At 36.7% G+C, this 19,149-nt stretch carries 13 protein-coding genes; 4 read left to right on the forward strand and 9 right to left on the reverse strand.

The window, feature by feature from the left end; genetic code table 11:
- Positions 1-4 precede the first annotated feature (4 nt).
- The 3 genes from SIB89_RS06055 (at position 5) to SIB89_RS06065 (ending at position 2,560) form a co-directional block, all read left to right on the forward strand.
- Entirely contained in the window at positions 5-1,849 is a 1,845-nt protein-coding gene (locus SIB89_RS06055; RefSeq protein WP_412561533.1) for a cystathionine beta-synthase, read from the forward strand.
- Between the two features lie 123 nt (positions 1,850-1,972).
- Positions 1,973-2,311: a hypothetical protein gene (locus tag SIB89_RS06060; protein WP_412561534.1), complete on the forward strand. Its 339-nt coding sequence runs from the start codon at positions 1,973-1,975 to the stop codon at positions 2,309-2,311.
- 9 nt (positions 2,312-2,320) lie between these two features.
- Positions 2,321-2,560: a hypothetical protein gene (locus tag SIB89_RS06065; protein ID WP_412561535.1), complete on the forward strand. Its 240-nt coding sequence runs from the start codon at positions 2,321-2,323 to the stop codon at positions 2,558-2,560.
- 217 nt (positions 2,561-2,777) lie between these two features.
- Here the strand turns inward: SIB89_RS06065 and SIB89_RS06070 are convergent, their stop codons facing one another.
- The 6 genes from SIB89_RS06070 to SIB89_RS06095 all read right to left on the reverse strand — a co-directional run bounded on the left by SIB89_RS06070 (position 2,778) and on the right by SIB89_RS06095 (position 10,416).
- The gene (locus SIB89_RS06070; RefSeq protein WP_412561536.1) at positions 2,778-4,130 is read right to left on the reverse strand and encodes a UDP-N-acetylmuramate--L-alanine ligase; all 1,353 of its coding nucleotides are present in this window, start codon (positions 4,128-4,130) and stop codon (positions 2,778-2,780) included.
- 112 nt (positions 4,131-4,242) lie between these two features.
- Positions 4,243-5,646 carry a TolC family protein gene (locus SIB89_RS06075; protein WP_412561537.1) on the reverse strand — a complete coding sequence of 468 codons (1,404 nt, stop codon included), beginning with the start codon at positions 5,644-5,646 and terminating at the stop codon, positions 4,243-4,245.
- Positions 5,647-5,649: 3 nt separating this feature from the next.
- Positions 5,650-6,999: an HlyD family secretion protein gene (locus tag SIB89_RS06080; RefSeq protein ID WP_412561538.1), complete on the reverse strand. Its 1,350-nt coding sequence runs from the start codon at positions 6,997-6,999 to the stop codon at positions 5,650-5,652.
- 11 nt (positions 7,000-7,010) lie between these two features.
- Positions 7,011-8,669, reverse strand: a complete 1,659-nt coding sequence (locus SIB89_RS06085) for a peptidase domain-containing ABC transporter (RefSeq protein ID WP_412561539.1) — start codon at positions 8,667-8,669, stop codon at positions 7,011-7,013.
- Positions 8,670-8,671: 2 nt separating this feature from the next.
- Positions 8,672-9,346 (reverse strand): TetR/AcrR family transcriptional regulator, encoded by a 675-nt coding sequence (locus tag SIB89_RS06090; protein ID WP_273289515.1) that lies wholly within the window; start codon positions 9,344-9,346, stop codon positions 8,672-8,674.
- A 116-nt stretch (positions 9,347-9,462) separates the two neighbouring features.
- Positions 9,463-10,416 (reverse strand): tetratricopeptide repeat protein, encoded by a 954-nt coding sequence (locus tag SIB89_RS06095; RefSeq protein ID WP_412561540.1) that lies wholly within the window; start codon positions 10,414-10,416, stop codon positions 9,463-9,465.
- A 317-nt stretch (positions 10,417-10,733) separates the two neighbouring features.
- On the opposite strand from SIB89_RS06095, the gene SIB89_RS06100 reads away from it, so the two are divergent.
- Positions 10,734-16,838, forward strand: a complete 6,105-nt coding sequence (locus SIB89_RS06100) for an alpha-2-macroglobulin family protein (protein ID WP_412561541.1) — start codon at positions 10,734-10,736, stop codon at positions 16,836-16,838.
- 183 nt (positions 16,839-17,021) lie between these two features.
- On the opposite strand, the gene SIB89_RS06105 is transcribed toward SIB89_RS06100, so the two are convergent.
- The 3 genes from SIB89_RS06105 to SIB89_RS06115 all read right to left on the reverse strand — a co-directional run bounded on the left by SIB89_RS06105 (position 17,022) and on the right by SIB89_RS06115 (position 19,136).
- A complete protein-coding gene (locus tag SIB89_RS06105) occupies positions 17,022-17,750 on the reverse strand; it encodes an SDR family oxidoreductase (protein WP_412561542.1) in 729 nt (242 codons plus the stop codon).
- A 79-nt stretch (positions 17,751-17,829) separates the two neighbouring features.
- Positions 17,830-18,351: a DUF4136 domain-containing protein gene (locus SIB89_RS06110; RefSeq protein ID WP_412561543.1), complete on the reverse strand. Its 522-nt coding sequence runs from the start codon at positions 18,349-18,351 to the stop codon at positions 17,830-17,832.
- A gap of 71 nt (positions 18,352-18,422) precedes the next feature.
- Positions 18,423-19,136: an ion transporter gene (locus SIB89_RS06115; RefSeq protein WP_412561544.1), complete on the reverse strand. Its 714-nt coding sequence runs from the start codon at positions 19,134-19,136 to the stop codon at positions 18,423-18,425.
- Positions 19,137-19,149 lie beyond the last annotated feature (13 nt).

Consider the following 19,149-nt stretch of genomic DNA (forward strand, 5'->3'; position numbering starts at 1 on the left):
ATTCATGCAACATCAAAAAGTCCTCAATTATATACAAGACATAATAGTAAACATACCTGCCGATTGGTTAAACCTAACGACCCATCGTTTGGATATTTACAACGAAAAACTGGCGAAAACACAGTTTGTTACACAGTTTGAAAAATTGTATTCGGCAGAAAATACCAGCACCAAAGCTTTAAGCGAATTACCAACGGCATACGATTATATAAGACTAGGACATCCCTTATCTTCCGTATTAGAATGGACTCTTGCCAAACTCAACAATTTAAATGCTGAAAATGTGATTAGTTTTTCTTCGGAAACTATTCCTGTGTTAGCCGTTTTACGTACCAATTTGTTAGCCAGCAGAAATACAAGAATTCTATATACCGAAAGCTTGCCAAAAGCTTTTAATGCAGAACTTCTAAAATCGGTGTACAATTATAATTTTGAAGTTGAAAAAATTCAAGATATCAACCAAGTAGATCATTTTGATGGTTCAACAATTTTGATTTCTAACCATCAAAACATCGAATCGAATATTCAGAATGATAACATCGATTTTTACGTAAATCTGTATAAAGGTTTAGGTAGCGTGTTATTGATTTCAGGACAAGCAAAAACCAGTTTCATTTCAGATATACAACATGTAAGACGCCGTGAAACCATTGCCATGACACCAGCCAATTGTTTAGTTGCACTAAAAGCATATGCTGAACAAACCACTTTTTCAACTGACAACCTAGATACTAAAAGTCATAAGGCTACAGTAAAATCTTTAATCAATGATATCAACGCAACTTCTGGCGACGCCTTGGTAGCATCTAGCGGTTTATCGGTGCAGTATACCATAATGATGGGATTAATTGACGATGCCCAAAAACAATATCCTGGTAAAGCCATAAAATTTGTGGTTCCGCCCAACTGTTATGGTGGCACCAACGACCAAGCCAGACGTGTAGCTGCATGTTTGGATAATGTTGACATTGTAGATCTACCTGTAGATGGAGACAACGATATGGTAAATAGCGTAGAAAATGCATTAACACAACTCGCAAAAGAAGATGCCGTACCATACATCATTGCAGAAATCCCGACCAATCCGCGTGTAGAAGTTCCTGATTTAGAAAATTTAAAAGCAGCATTAAGCAAAGGACGACAAACACCAAATGGAGAGACAGCGATTGCACCAGTATTTATTTTAGATCAGACCTTTTGTCCTAACGTGCAGTTTTTAGGTGAAGACGGTATATTGTCTGGCGTAAAAACCATTGCTTATGTGAGTGGCTCAAAATTCCCGAGTGGTGGAAAGTGTACTGCTGGTTATTGCGTTGCCAATGCAAAAGCAGAACACTTAATTCAGCCTATCGCCACACATCTCAAACTTTGCGATAACGAAGCTACAGCTTTACAATACCAAATTCTAGCAGCACAAATGCCATCCATGCTAACGCGTATTGCAGACGCTTACAAAAACACAAGAGCATTTGTAAACTATATTCAAGAGGTATTACCCGAAGCTAAAATCAATTTTGTGTCTGAGGAATTGGCCGCACAAGGCTTTACTCCTTCTGTGTTTTCGTTGGACTTACCTACCAAAGGTAACACTGATGAAGAACGTGAACAGTATAAACGCGCATTAAACCTCAGGCTCATTAACCTAATGATTACCAAAATCCCTAACGAAAGCAAATACTGCGTCAGTTACGGACAACTAAAAGGGTGTTACTGGACCATCCCAGCAACCTCAACACAAGGCACTACCAAAGAAGGTGACAAGGATTATATAGCTCGTGTTTCCTTATCTCCAGATTTAGATTTGGAGAAACATAAAGACGTGTTTTTGGAGTTTGCTGAAGGGATTTAAATACTAATATTCAATTTTTTATAATTTGACTTTCTTGATAATTTGACCGAACTTCGTTGTTGCCTGATGTGAGTCATTGAAATGGCTTCATATTATAAAGTTAGTACACATTAAGAAAACACATTGAAGAAAGTAAAATTCAATAATAGAACATTATTTATTGACGGAAAACAATTTGAATTGGATCACCGAATAAAAGATGTCCGGAAAATTGACAATTTGGCTGTTGTGATTTATGATTTCGACCAAAACGCACCAAGAGACAGGCAGTTTCGAAACTGTAAAGCTTTTAACAGCAATGGCGAATTAATTTGGACAGCTGAACATCCAACAAATATCACTGCTGACTCTTACGTGGAATTTATGAAAGGACGAGGAAATAAACTTTGGAATTTCGGTTGCTTTATTTGCGAGTTAGACTTCAAAAATGGAAAACTTAAAAATGCAGTCTTTACGAAGTAATTGAATGCAATGACGAAATTAATCGTAGAAAATTATAAAGTTCAAAGAACAGTGTCGGATGGCGGACACAACTATATCTTAACTGAAATTTATTATAAAGGAAATCGCAGAAGATTGGTAATTCTATTCTCTGACAAAACCGAGGAACCAACTTTAAATGAGAAAAAACCTCTCAAATTAATTGGAGATATAGATGATGAAGGAATAGAATTTGATTTAATGATGTATAATGCTTGTATGGAAAAATAAAAACGTTTGCCAATAACGTGCATAATTAACTGCTTGTGATTTGCCTAAGTGAAAATTCTTGCGTCACCTAAAACCAAACTTTATACGTCATTCAGCACTCGATGCGGAAATCGAAGATTCAGCGTAAACTAATCCACAAGTTAATAAGAATTACTAATGAGATCCCGAAACAACACTTCGACTGCGCTCAATGCGACAATTCAGGATGATAAAAATATTAAAATAATTTCGTCACTTCACCAAAATCCAAACCACCATAATTACCAGAACTCATCAACAACAAGGATTTATTATCAAAATTCTGAGAGAACAAAAAGGCTTTAAATTCTTCTGGGTTGGTATAGATAATTAAATCATCACGTTCAAAAGCATTGGAAATTTGCTGTTTGGTGACTTCTTCGAGTTTTTTAATTTCTACGGCGTGTGGAGAATAGAACACCACAGCAACATCTGCAGCATCTAAAGCACCTTTGTATTCTTTTAAAAATTCGGCGTTTAAGCTACTGTAAGTATGTAATTCTAAACACGCGACCAAAGTTCTGTCGCTATATTGTTCTTTTACGGCTTTGGTTGTGGCTTCTACCTTACTTGGTGAATGTGCAAAATCTTTATAGGCAACACTTTTTGAGGTTTCAGCAATTTTTTCTAAACGTTTGCTTGCTCCTTTAAAGGTAGAAATGGCTTCGTAGAAATCATCTTCATCAATACCCATGTGTTGGCAAATCCATTTGGCACCAGCTAAGTTGTTCAGGTTGTGTGCTCCAAACACTTCAATTGGCATTGGACCTTCTGGAGTTTCCAAAAGGGTTTCACCATTTTCAACCGTATATTCTGGAGTTTGGTAAGCAATCTTTCTGATTTGGTTTTCAGAGGCTTCCACTACGCGTTTTACTTCTTCGTCTTCTTCGTTATAATTAATACTTCCACCAGTGACAATAGAATCTACAAAAATCTTAAACTGCTCCACATAGTTTTCATACGTTGGAAATACATTGATATGGTCCCAAGCAATGCCGCTCAGCAATGCAATATTAGGTTTGTACAAATGAAATTTTGGTCGCATGTCAATTGGCGAACTCAAATATTCATCACCTTCCAACACCATAAAATCATTATCTTTAGTAAGTTTTACCATGACATCAAAACCTTCCAACTGCGCACCAACCATATAATCTACATCTTTATCATGATAATGCATCACGTGCAAGATCATTGAGGTAATAGTCGTTTTCCCATGACTTCCACCAATAACCACACGGGTTTTATGTTTGGCTTGTTCGTATAAAAATTCAGGATAACTGTAGATTTTTAAACCGAGTTCCTGGGCTTTTAGCAATTCAGGATTATCGGCTTTGGCATGCATACCTAATACGATAGCGTCTAAATCAGACGTTATTTTTTCAGGATACCAACCAAAAGTTTCAGGCAATAAACCTTTAGCCTCCAACCGTGATTTGGATGGGTCAAAAATTTCGTCATCACTACCTGTGACCTTATAACCTTTATTGTGAAGTGCTATGGCTAAATTGTGCATCGCTGCACCACCAATGGCGATAAAATGTACGTTCATAAAACAAATATAAATATAGATAAGAGATTAAAGAATAGAGATGATAGAAAAAGGTAAATCTCGATTACTTTTTCTATCTCTGTTCTTTTTTCTAGTCTCTTTATTCTAGAATCTACAACTCTGGATTCACAGCCAAACTATTAAATAATTTCGCCTTTGTACTAAAGAATTTATTCTGAATCTCAATGGCTTTTAATTGACCATCAATTAATTTTGACTCACGAGAATTAACCAAGAACAACGAGCTTTCTCCCAATTGGAACTTACGTTCTTCTGCCTGTAGCATTCTTTGGTAATCGGAAACCATTTGCTGTGTGATTTCATTTTGCACAACATACGATTGCAATTCTTGCTTTAGTGCATTAATCTTATTTTTAAGGTTAATACGTGTCGCATCGATTTCAAATTCTGTGTCGTTCTGTTTTATTCGTGCCAGTTTTAAATCTCCGCGTTCCTTTCTTAAAAATAATGGAAAACTGATATTAAATCCGCCTTTGTAATCTGCAGTATTGAGCGTTCTAGCTACCTCTGGAGTTTCCGTGATAAAATTATATTGAACATCGATTCTTGGCAACAACTTGTTGGCTTTTAAACGCGTATCAACCTCTAGGCTTTGTAATTTGTAATCTAGAGATACCATTTTGGGATGGGACTCTATAATGGTTTCTTCGCTTCGCAATTGGTCGATATTAAAAGTTGCATCTACAATGGGCTCCGTATCCACATCTGGAACAACATTGGGTTGTAACTCCACAGGAACATTATTCTCTAACCATAAAAAATTTGAGAGTTCTAAAGCTGTTTTCATTAACTTCACTCTAGACTGTTCCAGACCCAACTTTCTATTATTTACAGCAATTCTGGCTTCCGTGGCATCGATTTCGGCATTTTCCCCAACTTCCACTCCCTTTAAAACACCTTGATAACGTTGTTGGGCATTGACCAAAAAGTTTTCGAACAACTGTAATTCATTATAAGCCTGCAACCATTTAAAGTACACCAAGGAGGCCTCGTACAAAATCTTATTGACATAAATATCGCGATCTGCTTTAGCCTGCTCCCTAAACAATTTAGCTTGTTTTAAAGCTGCCATTCTATTATTAATCAACAGACCTTGACCAAGCGGTACGGAAACACCAGCACTGTAAAGTCCATCTTCGGGCACAAAGGCTTGAGGGTTTAGAAAGTCGCCTGTATTTTCTTCAAATGTAGCCTTTAACTCTACACCAAACCATGTCGGGATTTTAAACATTCCATTTAGCCTATCAAAATATTCTGTATTCTTGAATTTCTTTCGATCATAATCTACCTCCAATCTTGGATCGAATGCTCCACGAGATTTCATGAGTTTCGCCTGACTTTCATCAATGACCAATTCGGCCTGTTTTACAATAGGATGAAATTTCTTCACATAGCCCAAATACTCATCAAAACGAAGTACATTAGATAATTCTTCGGTTTGTGCAAAACCAAATGCTCCAAAACAAATACAAAGTACCGTCAATAGATCTCTCATCTGTTATTTTGTTTTAGTGTTTGACGTTGTCTCTGGTTGATAATAATTTGGTGGGAAGCCGTTAAGTTTTCGCCATAGCTCAAACCAAATTGGCACATCATCCAATAAAGCCATGGTAAAAGCGCCTGAGCCTGCTCGTATATCCTTTGGCCAAGGATTATCTTCCTCATCTGGTGCCAACAACACTCTAAACTTGCCATTATCACTTATAAAATTCTCAATCGCAACCACTTTTGCTCCATAGGTTCCGTAAGATACATTTGGCCAACCGCTAAAGACAATTGCAGGCCAACCATCAAACTGTACACGCACTTTTTCTCCAATGTTGAGCAGTGGCAAATCTATGGGCTCGACAAAAGTTTCTACTGCTAAATCTACTTGTGCAGGCATAATACCAACCAAGGCTTCCCCTTCCTTAAATGTTTGCCCTACTCCACCTCTGAGCGCTTTATTGATGTAGCCATCGTAAGGTGCAGTGATGTACTGAAGTTCGTTTCTCAGCTTGTAGTTAGAGTATTCGTTATCTAGCTTAGACACTTGTGCTTCGGTATCGAACTGGCTCGATTGGGCCGTAAACTTATCGCTTTGCGCTTTTGAAATCTTATCGGAATACTCGGCATTGACACGAGAAATCTCGTACTGCGCATTAATAACCTCGTTCTTACTCGCTAATAATTTATTTTCTTGAGAGATTAATTTTGCCTCTGTTTCCTGAAGTTTTAAACGCTTATCCTCAACGTCCTTGGTAGCTTTAAAACCTTCCTCCTGCAAAGTTACAGTTCGGTTGAACTGACGTTGCGCAATTTGTTTGTTGGTTTTAGCAGCTTCTAAATCGATACTATCACTCTGTACTTTGAGCTTCGCTTGCATCAATTTATTTTTGGCCTGCTCTAGTTTTAATTTTCGCTCATTTATCAATGCAGCTATTTGTCGGTCTAATGCTTTCACTTTTTCACCATAGGAACCAACAGACAATGCTTTAGCATCACGTTGCTGTGCTGTTCGTTCTACTAGATTAGGGTCGAAATATTCGCTTTTGATTTCTGAGATTTTCATAATGGTATCTCCCTTCGCAACAAAATCCCCTTCGCGCACAAACCACTGTTCTATACGACCAGGAATTGGAGATTGAATACTCTGCGGACGTTGATCTGGTGTTAAGGTTGTGACTTGCCCTCTACCTGTAATATTTTGTGTCCATGGCAAAAACAAAATGATAAAACCTATGATTGTAAATGCTCCAAGAAATCGATTAAAGTACTTATAATAGCGACCGTGGAATACACGTTTTCCAGATTTAGAATCGGAAATATCCACAGATTTATTAAGCTGGTTATGTGATATATTTAGCATCGTTGTTCTTTTTAAATGATTTCACCTTTGTTTAGTGTAATAGCCTGTGTGCAGTTGCTCGACCAGTCGTTGTTTGTACTTACAACAATTAAGGTCCAGGGATTAGCATCGTCAGTAAGGAAGTCAATGATTTTCTTCACTTCATTTTCCTCAAATTGCTCTAATGGATCTTCTAAAATGAGTACTCGTGGTTTATCTACAATAGCTCTAGCCAATACAATCTTTTTGGCTACACTGAATGAAATTTGTTTCCCTTCTGGATAGAGAACCGTATTTAAACCTTGTGGACTTTCCTTGATGAATTGTGTTAAACCAACATTTTCAATTGCCCACATTAATTGTTCATCTGATATTTCTGTATTTCCAAAAGTAATGTTCTCCCTTATCGTTCCTTCAAACGGAGTTTCATCTGCCAAGGACATTCCAAAATGTGATCTATAATGGTTTAAATTGATGTTACTGAGCATATACTTATCGAGGTATATTTTACCTTTGGTAGGCTCAATGACTCCTCCAATTAATCGCAGTAAACTTGATTTACCTGCTCCACTTTCACCTTTAACCAAAATACGGCTCTTAGGGTGAATCTTTAATGATACGTTTTTCAGAATATCCTCTTCCCTATTAGGAACGTTATAAGAGACGTTGTTCAATTCTATGCAGAAGTCGTCCTTAAACTCTGGTCTATCTCCGTTGTGCATTTCTAACTCTTTATCTACAACCTGACCCATTTTTTCCAATGATGTCAATACATCGTAAAAGGACTCTAGACCAAGAATTAATTTTTCAACTGAACCGATAACCAAAAGAATGATAATTTCAGCAGCGACAAATTGTCCGATATTCATCTCTTGGTTCAATACCAATAAACCACCAATTAACAACAGCCCAGCTGTGACAATTACCTTGAAGCCTATCATTTGTATAAACTGCAAAACTAAAATCCTAAAGTGGCTTTCTCTGGCCACCAAATAGTCGTTGACCAACTCGTCATTTTTATCGACGGCAAGAGTCGTTTTTCCTGAAAGTTTAAAGCTTACTATGGCTCTAGCAACTTCCTGAATCCAATGCGCCACCCTATATTTGTTTTGGGATTCCATTAAACTCGTTTCCATTCCTTTTTTGGCCGTGAAATTAAATACCACATACACCAACAAAAGCAACAGAATGCCAAAAGCGATAAAAAACGGATGGTAAAACGACAGTAAAATCAAAGAGAATATAATCTGTAAGACTGCAGCGGGAATATCCACCAATATCTTCGCCAAACCTTTTTGAATGTTCAGGGTGTCGAAAAAACGATTTGCCAACTCTGGTGGATAGTAGTTGCGTAATTCATTCATTTTTATTTTTGGGAACCTGTAGGTAAACTCAAAAGAGGCTCTGGTAAAAATACGTTGCTGAATGGTTTCTATGATGCGCATTTGCATGAGTTGCAATATGCCCACAAATGCCACACCCACCGTTACCAAAATCACCAGAATGACCCAAGATGTGCTTACTTGAGCTCCCTGGATTAAGTTTACTATGGCCTGTATTCCTAGTGGTAAAGTCAAAGCTAAAATCCCTGAGAAAACAGCATAATAAACCACTTGTAATAAATCTCTCTTTTCTAATTTTAAAAGGCCTACAAGCCTTTCCCAAGGAGACATTAATTCTTTTTTGTTCATACCTAATCGGTTATAGCATTGATGGTTAAATCCTTGAAAAATTCTGTTGGAGTTGTTTTAGAGTCACAATCTGTTATGGACCTAAAGTGTTCTTTAAGAAAATGTTGATGAAGTGCACCTTCTACAATTGTACTAGCCAAACTAGAAGCGAATTTATAATTTGGATTGACATTAGAAATCATATCGCTCAAACGTTTTATCAATCGCTTATAGACTACAAAGTAACCCTCTTTGTTTTCCTCATCTACTTCTTTGGTTAAATATGATTTTGAATATTCATTAATGATTATTTTATTGAGCACAACCTCGTTGACATGTGTAAACATCACATCCTCCTCAATAGTTTTGGTAACTATTTCAATGGCCTTAAAGAGTTTCTGTTTTTCATCTGGCATGTTGTGAGTGGCAAACACCAATTGATACTCAACCCATGCCCAGTACCACGAGGTTAAGTACAATAAGAGCTTATGTTTACTTTCAAAATAACGATAGATTGAACTTTCGTTTGAACCTATTTTAGCGCCCAACTTTTTAAACGTGAAACCATCGAACCCAATCTCATCTATAAGCAAAATACCGTGCTCTATTATACGCTTACCCAAATCAGAAGACTCGGGATCTTTGATATATATTTTATCAGGCACTGCTATTTTTAAATTTGAAAGTAAATTTATCATAATTAAAATATTTAATTGCAAAGATAATAGTATTACTATTAATTTTAAATTTTTAACAAAAAATTATGCTAGTGATACACTAGCATAAAATATGATATTAACTTAATGATTATGGTCTAAAGCCCTTCTATAGCCTCTTTTTCATCTTTAAACACCTCAATTTTTGGTAAGCCGGTAATGGCTTTATCTATCCATTTTAAGGCTTCGGTCTTTTTGTTTTGGTGTTTATAGATTTGCGCCAAACGGTAATAAGCCCATTCCTTTGGTACTCCATCTTTAGCAGAGTGGTTGGCTAAATAGGCTTTAAGGCATTTTTCACCTTTATCGAGCTGTAAATTGTAATCGGCACAGACTTTACCGATTTGGTAATGCATAGCGTTGCGTTGGAGCTTTTGTTGCGCTTCCTCTAAATTACCGATAGCCTCGTTCGGCTTATCTTGGGTTTCATAAAAAGTGGTCAGTTTTTCGTAACAGGTTACTGAACCACCAACTTTAATGGCGAGTTTATAATATTTTTCGGCGAGTTCTGGTTCGTCATCATATTCATAGACATAACCTTTAGCCAAGTAGCCATCAACTTTAGACAAGTTCTGTAGTTCATCAGCATACTTTAGCGCTTTAGAATTACTACCACCTACTATGCCTGGTAAAGACACATACAATTCTACCAAAGCCCAACGTGCATCAATATGTTTTGGGTCTAGTTCAGCAGCTTTTAAGAAAGAGCTCTTAACATCACCTATAATGGTCAGTGCTTTCAGTTTACTAGTACTTAAGGCCTTCATACCTAAAGCTCCACCATATTTATAATGGTAATTGGCATTGTTTGGGTAAGTCTCTTTTAATTTTTCGTATTGTTCAATGGCTTTATCCCATTTTTTTTGATGTCCATAAGCATCTCCCAAAAGCTCAATAGCCTCTTTATCATCAGCATTTGATGCTAAGTAAGTCAGCATTTCCTGTTGTGCTTTAATAAAGTTTTTCTCAGCTAAATATGTTTTAGCCTTCTCTTTTGAAGTTTGAGCAAAACATACAGAGGACACAAAGAAAATCCACAGAAATTGTTTCATAGGTTTAAGGGCTTTTTTTTTCAAAAATACAATTTAATAATAGCACTTTTGGATTGAATTACACAAATCAAAATCAGGATTTTTTTGTTTAGACGAAAAAGAAAAATAAGACATAGTAATAACTACAACTTCTTTTTATTTTGAAGTATTAACGAAAAAGGACAATTTTTAGTGTGAAAATTTAATACAAATGTAGTATTGTCGTTTCGTTTCACTCACAAATTGTTTAACTTAACTCATTGAAACGACACATTCACGTTTTAAAGCTTTTTTTGGAATACCTTTTGAAGGTATTTTGTACAAAACGAAACGAATTCATGAAAACTTTTTTCTCAATACTAATGCTAATTTGCTTTGCTTCTTTTTCTAATGCCCAAAACGATTTTGAAAGTCAATGGGAAAAAGTCATCAAACTCGAAAAAGATGGGCTGACTAAAAGCGCTGCAGAACTAGTTGACACCATCTACAATGACGCTTTTGAAGCTAAAAATAAGCAGCAACAAATAAAGGCTTTATTGCACAAGAGTAAATATATGCTTGTGCTCGAAGAAGATGCACAACTGAATATCGTTAATCTTTTTAAGTCAGAAATTAAAGCTTCTGAAAGCATCGTCACCAAGCACCTTTTAGAAAATATGCTGGCAACCATGTATTGGCAATATTTTCAGCAAAACCGATATAAGTTTTATAATCGTACTAAAACAGCCGAAAAAGTAGATAATGTGGATTTTAGGACTTGGGATTTGGAAACCTTATTCTATGAAATCCATGTGTATTTTCAACGTTCACTTGAGAATGGTTTAATTCTACAACAAGAATCTTTAGATAACTATAGTGTGCTTCTACACGAAGCCGAAGGCTCTAAAACCTACAGACCAACCTTATACGATTTGTTGAGTCATAATGCACTTCAGTTTTATAAAACCAGTGAGAACAGCATTACGCAACCTGCCTATAAATTCGCCATTGACCAACCTGAATTTATTGCGGATAGCGAACAGTTCATCAACTTGAATCTAACCTCAAAAGATTCAACATCGCTTCAACTACAGGCTTTAAAAATTTATCAAAGCCTTTTAAAGTTTCATCGTGATGATGCCATTACAAAAGCTTTTGTTGATGTAGATTTAGAACGCTTAAAGTTTGTGGCGCAACATGCCACCTTTCAGAATAAAGAAGCCTTATTGCTCGAAACTTTAAAAGGCAAGGCAGACGCTCTTAAAAACAATCCGCTTTCATCACTTTATAATTTTGAAATTGCCTCGGTTTACAAAGCAATGGGAAACCGCTACAATAGTAATCCAAATGCCGGTAAAGTGGATGACACCTATCGATGGAAGCTAAAAGAGGCTTTGGAAATATGTGAAAGTGTTATTTCAAAATTTCCTGAAAGTGATGGAGCAAAACAATGTAAAATCCTAAAAAAGCAAATTCTGTTGCCTAACATAAGACTTCAGGCTGAAGAATATATTCCGATCAATTCTGCATCACGAATTTTAGTGAGCTACAGCAATCTCACCAGTTTAGATTTCAAGATTTATAAGGTCAGTAAAAACCAATTAGAGAACTATAATAAGTCTTATAATGCTGAAGAAAAAAGTAAGTTTTTCAGCAAGTTGAGTCCAATAAAATCATTTTCCAACACTTTAAAATCCGAAAACGACTACCAAGAACACAGTACGGAAATCATTGTGCCAGAATTGGCAAATGGCCTATATCTTATAAAAGCAGATACCAAAACCAATGATGTTTTTGCGGCTTCTCATATTCAGGTGACGGATTTAGCGTTATTGGAAAGCAATCAAAATGATGTGGTGAATTATCAGCTCATCAACAGAAACAATGGAGCACCAATTGTTGGTGCTGCGATTAACATTACCTACAGAAACAATAGAAACAAACTGTTATCCAAAACATACACTACAGATCGTTTCGGAAAATTTAAGTTCAACAAAAACAGTAGTTATTACAGAGCTGTAGAAGTCCGTGTGAATCACAAAGACGAAACCGCCTACTTTGGTGATTACCATATTGGCAGAAAATACCAAACACGAGAAAACAACGACACCCAATACACCGTTTTTCTATTTACGGATCGTGGCATTTACAGACCTGGACAAACCGTTTATTTTAAAGGTATTGCCACAGCTACCAAAGATGGAAATACTGAGGTTTTTGCGAATGAAGATGCCAAAGTAAAACTCAAAAACGTAAACGGTGAAGTGGTTAGTGAACTCACATTAAAAACCAATGAATTCGGTTCGGTGAGTGGTGAATTTATTTTACCTAACGATGGACTTACTGGCAACTACTCCATAGAGATGTTCAGCGGAAGAAATGGCTATACCTATTTTTCAGTTGAGGAATACAAACGCCCGAAATTTAAACCAGAATTTCAACCTATTACCGAAACCTTCAAAGTTAACGACAGTATTACCGTAAAGGGTTTAGCCAAGGCTTTTGCCGGAAGCAATATTACAGATGCCAAGGTGGTTTACCGTGTGAATCGCCAAGTACAATACCCAACTTGGTGGTACTGGAGACGACCAGGACATTTTAATGCCGAAGCCCAAGAAATCACGTTTGGCGAAACTAAAACCAATGATAAAGGTGAGTTTGAAATTACCTTTAAAGCCATTCCAGATGAGAGTGTCTCAAAAGACAATTTACCAATTTTTAGATACGAAGTCACTGCAGATGTTACCGATATTAATGGTGAAACACGTTCCGTAAGTACTACGGTTAATGTGGGTTACCACGCCATGACTTTACAGATTTCTGCACCAAATACGATTGATAAATCGAAAAAAGAGATTGAAATCTCTCTAAATTCTATGAATTTAAATGGAGAGGAAGTTCCTGCAAAGGGTACATTGAAGGTTTATAAACTTAGCGCACCAGAACAGGTATTGCGAGAAAGACCATGGAATGCACCAGATTACCAAGTGATTTCCAAGGAGGAATTTAAACGCTTATTTCCGCACGATTCTTTCAATAATGAACACCTGATGACTCATTGGGAAAAAGGCGAGGAAGTTTTTAGTACTACATTCGATACTGAAGAAGAAAAGACCATCACGCTCAAAAAGTTGAGAAAATGGGATTCTGGTAAGTATATCATTGTTGCCGAAAGTGAAGACAAGTTTGGGCAAGAGGTAAAAGATGAAGTCTTTACCACACTTTATAGCGATGATGACAAAACCGTTGCCGACAACCAATTATTTGAAGCCACTTTAGATAAGGACAGTTACAACGTTGGTGATATAGCGAAGCTAACCTTGGGCTCTGCTGCCAAAGATATTACCGTTACGGTTGAAGTTGAAAAAGATGGTAAAATCATTGTCACGCAATTGGTAAAACTGAGCAATTCTAAGCAAACGATAACCATTCCTGTTTTAGAAGGTGATGTCGGAGGTTTTGAAGTTCATGCTAGTTTTGCGGCTTTCAATAGCTATATAGCACAGCGTTTTGAAGTGAACGTGCCTTATCCAAAAACCGATTTAGAGATTGAAACCACCACGTTTAGGGATAAGCTACAGCCAGGACAAGATGAAACGTGGAGCTTTAAAATTAAAGGTCCAAAAGGAGATAAGGTTTCTGCTGAATTATTAGCAAGCATGTACGATGCCTCATTGGATGAATTTAGAACACATGACTGGAATTTTAATCCTATTCACAAAAGATATTACTCTGGTAGAATAAACAAAAACCATAGGCAGAGTTTTGGGAATACGAGTTTTAGGGTATTTAACCGTTTTGAACAAATTGGGAATTATAGCTCACAAAACTATGACCAATTGAATTGGTTTGGATTTTATTTTGGACAAAATCGTTTCTTGTTCAGAGCTAAAAATTCAGCAGCACCTGAAATAGCAATGAGGGTTCAAGATTCAGCAGAAATGGAGGAACTTACTGTTGGAGGTTACTTAGCAGAATCTGATTTTGGTATTGATTTTATGGATGATGAATTCAGAGATGGTGATAAACCAACAAATAAAAATAAGTTAGATTCTAGTGACATCCAAATCCGAAAAAACCTAAACGAAACCGCATTTTTCTTTCCACAATTGCAAACCGATGCAGAAGGTAATGTAAGTTTTAATTTTAAAGCTCCAGAAGCCCTAACCAAATGGAAACTGCAATTATTGGCACATACAAAAACTTTAGAAAGTACTGTCACACAATTGGAAGCCGTTACCCAAAAAGAATTGATGGTGATTCCAAATGCTCCACGTTTTTTACGTGAAGGTGATCAAATTACCATTAGTACTAAAATTGCTAATCTTACTGAGAATGAGCTAACTGGTATGGCTAAATTAGAATTGACAGATGCTGTTACTGGAAAAGATATTTCTAAGGACATACTGGTCGTTGAGCGTAGTCGAAACGACAATTCTGAAGATGGCACTTCGACTTCGCTCAGCGCCCAGAACTTTTCTGTCGACGCAAATGGAAACACACAAGTCTTATGGTCTTTGGCAATTCCAGAAGGTTTACAAGCCGTACAATACAAAGTCATTGCAAAAGCTGGTGATTTCAGTGATGGTGAGCAAAACGCACTACCTGTTTTAAGCAACAGAATGCTAGTGACAGAAACACTACCTATGTGGGTACGTTCTAATCAGACGAAGATGTTTACGTTAGATAAATTGAAAAACCAGACATCGACGACGCTAAGTCACCATAAGTTGACCTTAGAGATGACGTCCAACCCAGCTTGGTATGCAGTTCAGGCGTTGCCTTACTTAATGGAATATCCTTATGATTGTAATGAGCAGACGTTTGCACGTTACTATTCAAATGCGTTGGCACAACATATTGTAAAATCGAACCCAAAAATTGAAGCCGTCTTTAACCAGTGGAAGTCATCAGATGCGTTGTTAAGTAATCTGGAAAAGAATGAAGAATTGAAATCTATATTAATTCAAGAAACACCTTGGCTACGTGATGCGCAATCTGAAACGGAACAGAAAAAGCGAATCGGATTGCTATTCGATCTTAACAAAATGAACAATGAACTGAGTTCTGCTTTACGCAAACTGAAACAAAACCAATTACCATATGGTGCTTGGCCATGGTTTAATGGTGGTTATGCGAATCGTTACATTACACAACATATTATTTCTGGTTTTGGTCACTTGAAACAGCTCAATGTCATTCAGAGGAACAACGAAGCATCTCAAATGATTCAAAACGCCATTCAATACCTAGATGACCAATTCGTAAAAGAATACAAAGACATTAGAAAGTATAATAAGGATGTTGATTTAAGCAAAGACCATCTGTCTCACATGCAATTGCATTATTTGTATGTTCGCAGTTTTTATCCTGAAATTAAAGCTTCAAAAGAGGTAGAAACCATCATGGATTATTACAAAGGTCAGATTCAAAAGTATTGGTTAAAGCGTTCTTTATATGCCAAAGGTTTAATGACTTTAACCATGCACAGAATGAACGATGATGCCACTGCAGGCAAGATTCTAAAATCATTAAAAGAAAACAGCATCACTTCAGAGGAATTAGGTATGTATTGGAAATCTAATACCAACTCATGGTATTGGTACCAAGCACCAATTGAAACCCAAGCCTTGTTGATTGAAGCATTTGCTGAAGTTGGTAATGTCATTCAGAGCGAAGCGAAGAATCTCGAAGACATCGACAACCTAAAAATCTGGTTGCTAAAAAACAAGCAAACCAATAGCTGGAAAACCACAAAAGCAACGACGGAAGCTGTTTACGCTTTATTGCTACAAGGAAGTGACTGGTTAAGCGTTACCGAAATGGTTGATGTAAAAGTTGGTGATGAAACCATTTCACCAGAGACTTTAGACAACGTAAAAATTGAAGCTGGTACTGGCTACTATAAAACATCATGGACAGGTTCTGAAATTAAACCAGAATTGGCAGATGTTACCATTTCCAAAAAGGGAGATGGTATTGCATGGGGAGCGCTATACTGGCAATATTTTGAGGATTTGGATAAAATCACCTCAGCAGAGACTCCTTTAAAACTGAGTAAAAAATTGTTCTTGAAAACCAATACAGATAAAGGAGAGGAAATCACTGAAATCACACCAGAAACCAAACTAAAAGTTGGTGATTTGGTTAGAGTGCGAATAGAACTAAGAACGGATCGCTCTATGGAATTTGTACATCTTAAGGATATGCGTGCCGCAGGTTTTGAGCCTATCAATGTGTTATCAAAATACAAATGGCAAGATGGATTGGGTTATTACGAAAGCACGAAAGATGCCGCTACCAATTTCTTTATGGATTATCTACCAAAAGGTGTTTATGTTTTTGAATACGACCTAAGAGCAAACAATGCTGGCGATATGAGCAATGGTATTAGTACAATTCAGTCTATGTATGCACCTGAGTTTAGTAGTCATAGTGAGGGAGTTAGGGTTAATATTGAATAGTCTATAAAATAATCTCTTATGAAGGAAAATAAACACCCCTAAAGTCCCCTAGAGGGGACAATTGTTTCGATTTTTATTTCTAAGATGTCCCCTTGAGGGGACTTTAGGGGTGTAACATACAAACAAGTTGTTTGTTAAATCCCACCAAACTTAATGTCATTTTCACAAATAGGAGTGGCAATTCTATTTACTACTAGGAGGCGTCGTTGGTCGCACTTCAATTTTACTAGGTAAAGTTCTCGGATTCATTTTCAATAAATCAATAACCAATTCACCGATATCTTCAATCTGAATTTTCCACGCATCTTTATCGCTAGGTTCATTACCATTAAAGTGTGTAGAAACAGAACCTGGCATAATGGTGCTTACTTTTACTCCATACTTACGCAAATCCAACATTACCGCTTGCGTAAATCCAGTTACACCAAATTTACTCGCATTATAAGCAGAGCCACCAGCAAAGAAATTAGTCCCTGCCAAACTTGAAATGGTGATGTAATACCCTTTTGTGTTTTTAAGTGCATCGACACTTGCTTTTATAGAATTAAAAGCACCTGTAAGATTAGTGTCTATAACTTGGTTCCATTGCTCTGAAGTTAAATCCTCTATACTTCCAAAATGACCAAGACCAGCGTTGGCAATAACAATATCCAATTGCCCAAAGGTCTTTAAGGCTTGATTAACCGCTTCTTCTTGGCTATCCAGTTGCCTCACATCTGCTTGAACTCCAATGATTGATCCTGTACTATTGGTTTTTGAAGCTAATTCTTCTACAACTTCGTCTGCTGCATCTTTGCTCCTACTGGTTATAACTACTTTTAAGCCTTGATTGAGCAAAGCTTCTGCCACACCATATCCTATACCTTTTGTACCACCTGTAATGAGTGCTACTTTTCCTTTTAAATTGTCCATGTCTATTTTTTTGATTTCATTCAAAATTACGAAACCAATGAGGAAACCTGAAGTTTAAAATGTTAGGGAAATGGTAAAGTTATTGTTTAGGTGGATATTTTTCAAAAATTTTATCTGCTAAGGCATTAAAATATTCCTGTCGTTGTTCAGGTGTAGCATTTTGTCTGTATTTACTTTCACTCACTGCTTGCCAAAAGAGTTTTTCATTTTCACTTTTATCCACAAAATCTATAACAATCTCTCTTGTATACTGATTACCACCCAAAGGAATTCCAACGGAGACACCACCACCAACATTTCTGCCAGTTCCGCCCACTCCCACTCCAACATTAGAGTTATTTCTATTCATAATATCCTGACTTTGAATATCGATAAAAAAATCTGGATTATCGGAACGTGTCAAGCCCATTGTAGCCAAGTTAGCATCAATGGCTCGCATTAATCTTTTAGTGTCTAACTGACTCAAGCCAGTTTTCATATCATCAAAATAGTTGTAGGTTTTATATTTTGCAAAGTCTGTAGATTTTTCGTAGTCGTAGTTGACCATAGTTCCACAGGAAACGAATACTAATGCCAGTAAAATAAATTTGAAGGTCTTCATGCTTTTTATTTTAAAGATAACGAAAAATAGGTTCAGCATCAAGCACGTCAAGACTCAAAGGTATACTTTAACTACTCTTCATCAGAACCAGGCTCAACAACTTTGGTCAAAGATGAAGAAATGATTCCGGTTGGTATAGCAACGATACCTAAGCCAATAAGGAGAATAATAAAGGTAAAGACTCGCCCACCAACCGTAATAGGATATACATCACCATATCCTACGGTAGTCAAGGTGACGATAGACCACCAAAGGCTGTCGAAAATAGATGAAAAATGCTCTGGTTGTGCTTCGTTTTCAAAATAATAGATCCCAATGGCCGCAAAATATATTAAGACCAAAGTGACACCCATAAAAAGGACAATCTGTTCTTTTGCCAAAATCATTGCTTTGGTAAAATGACGCATGGCCTTATTGTAGCGCACCAATTTTAAAAGTCTAAACAATCTGAACATTCGCAATACTCGCAACGAGCGCAAATCCACACCAAATGACAGATAGAATGGCAGTATGGCGAAGAAATCTATTAGACCAAAAAAGCTGAAAATAAACTTTGGTTTGTTATCTGCTACGTAGATTCTGGCTAAATATTCAAGCGTAAATACAATGACACAAAAAATCTCAATAGAATTGAGTATAACTTTAGTCTCTGGTTTTAAGTTGGGTAAGGTTTCAGTAGAAAATGTGATAACCGATAAAACAATCAACACCTGAATAAAAACCGCAAAGCTCTTACTGAGCTTATTGTCGTTATATTCTACGATGCTTTTGACGGTTTCTTTCATTGAAGCGCAAATG

It is taken from the genome of Winogradskyella sp. MIT101101 (genome assembly GCF_047126865.1).
Lineage (GTDB): Bacteria > Bacteroidota > Bacteroidia > Flavobacteriales > Flavobacteriaceae > Winogradskyella > Winogradskyella ouciana.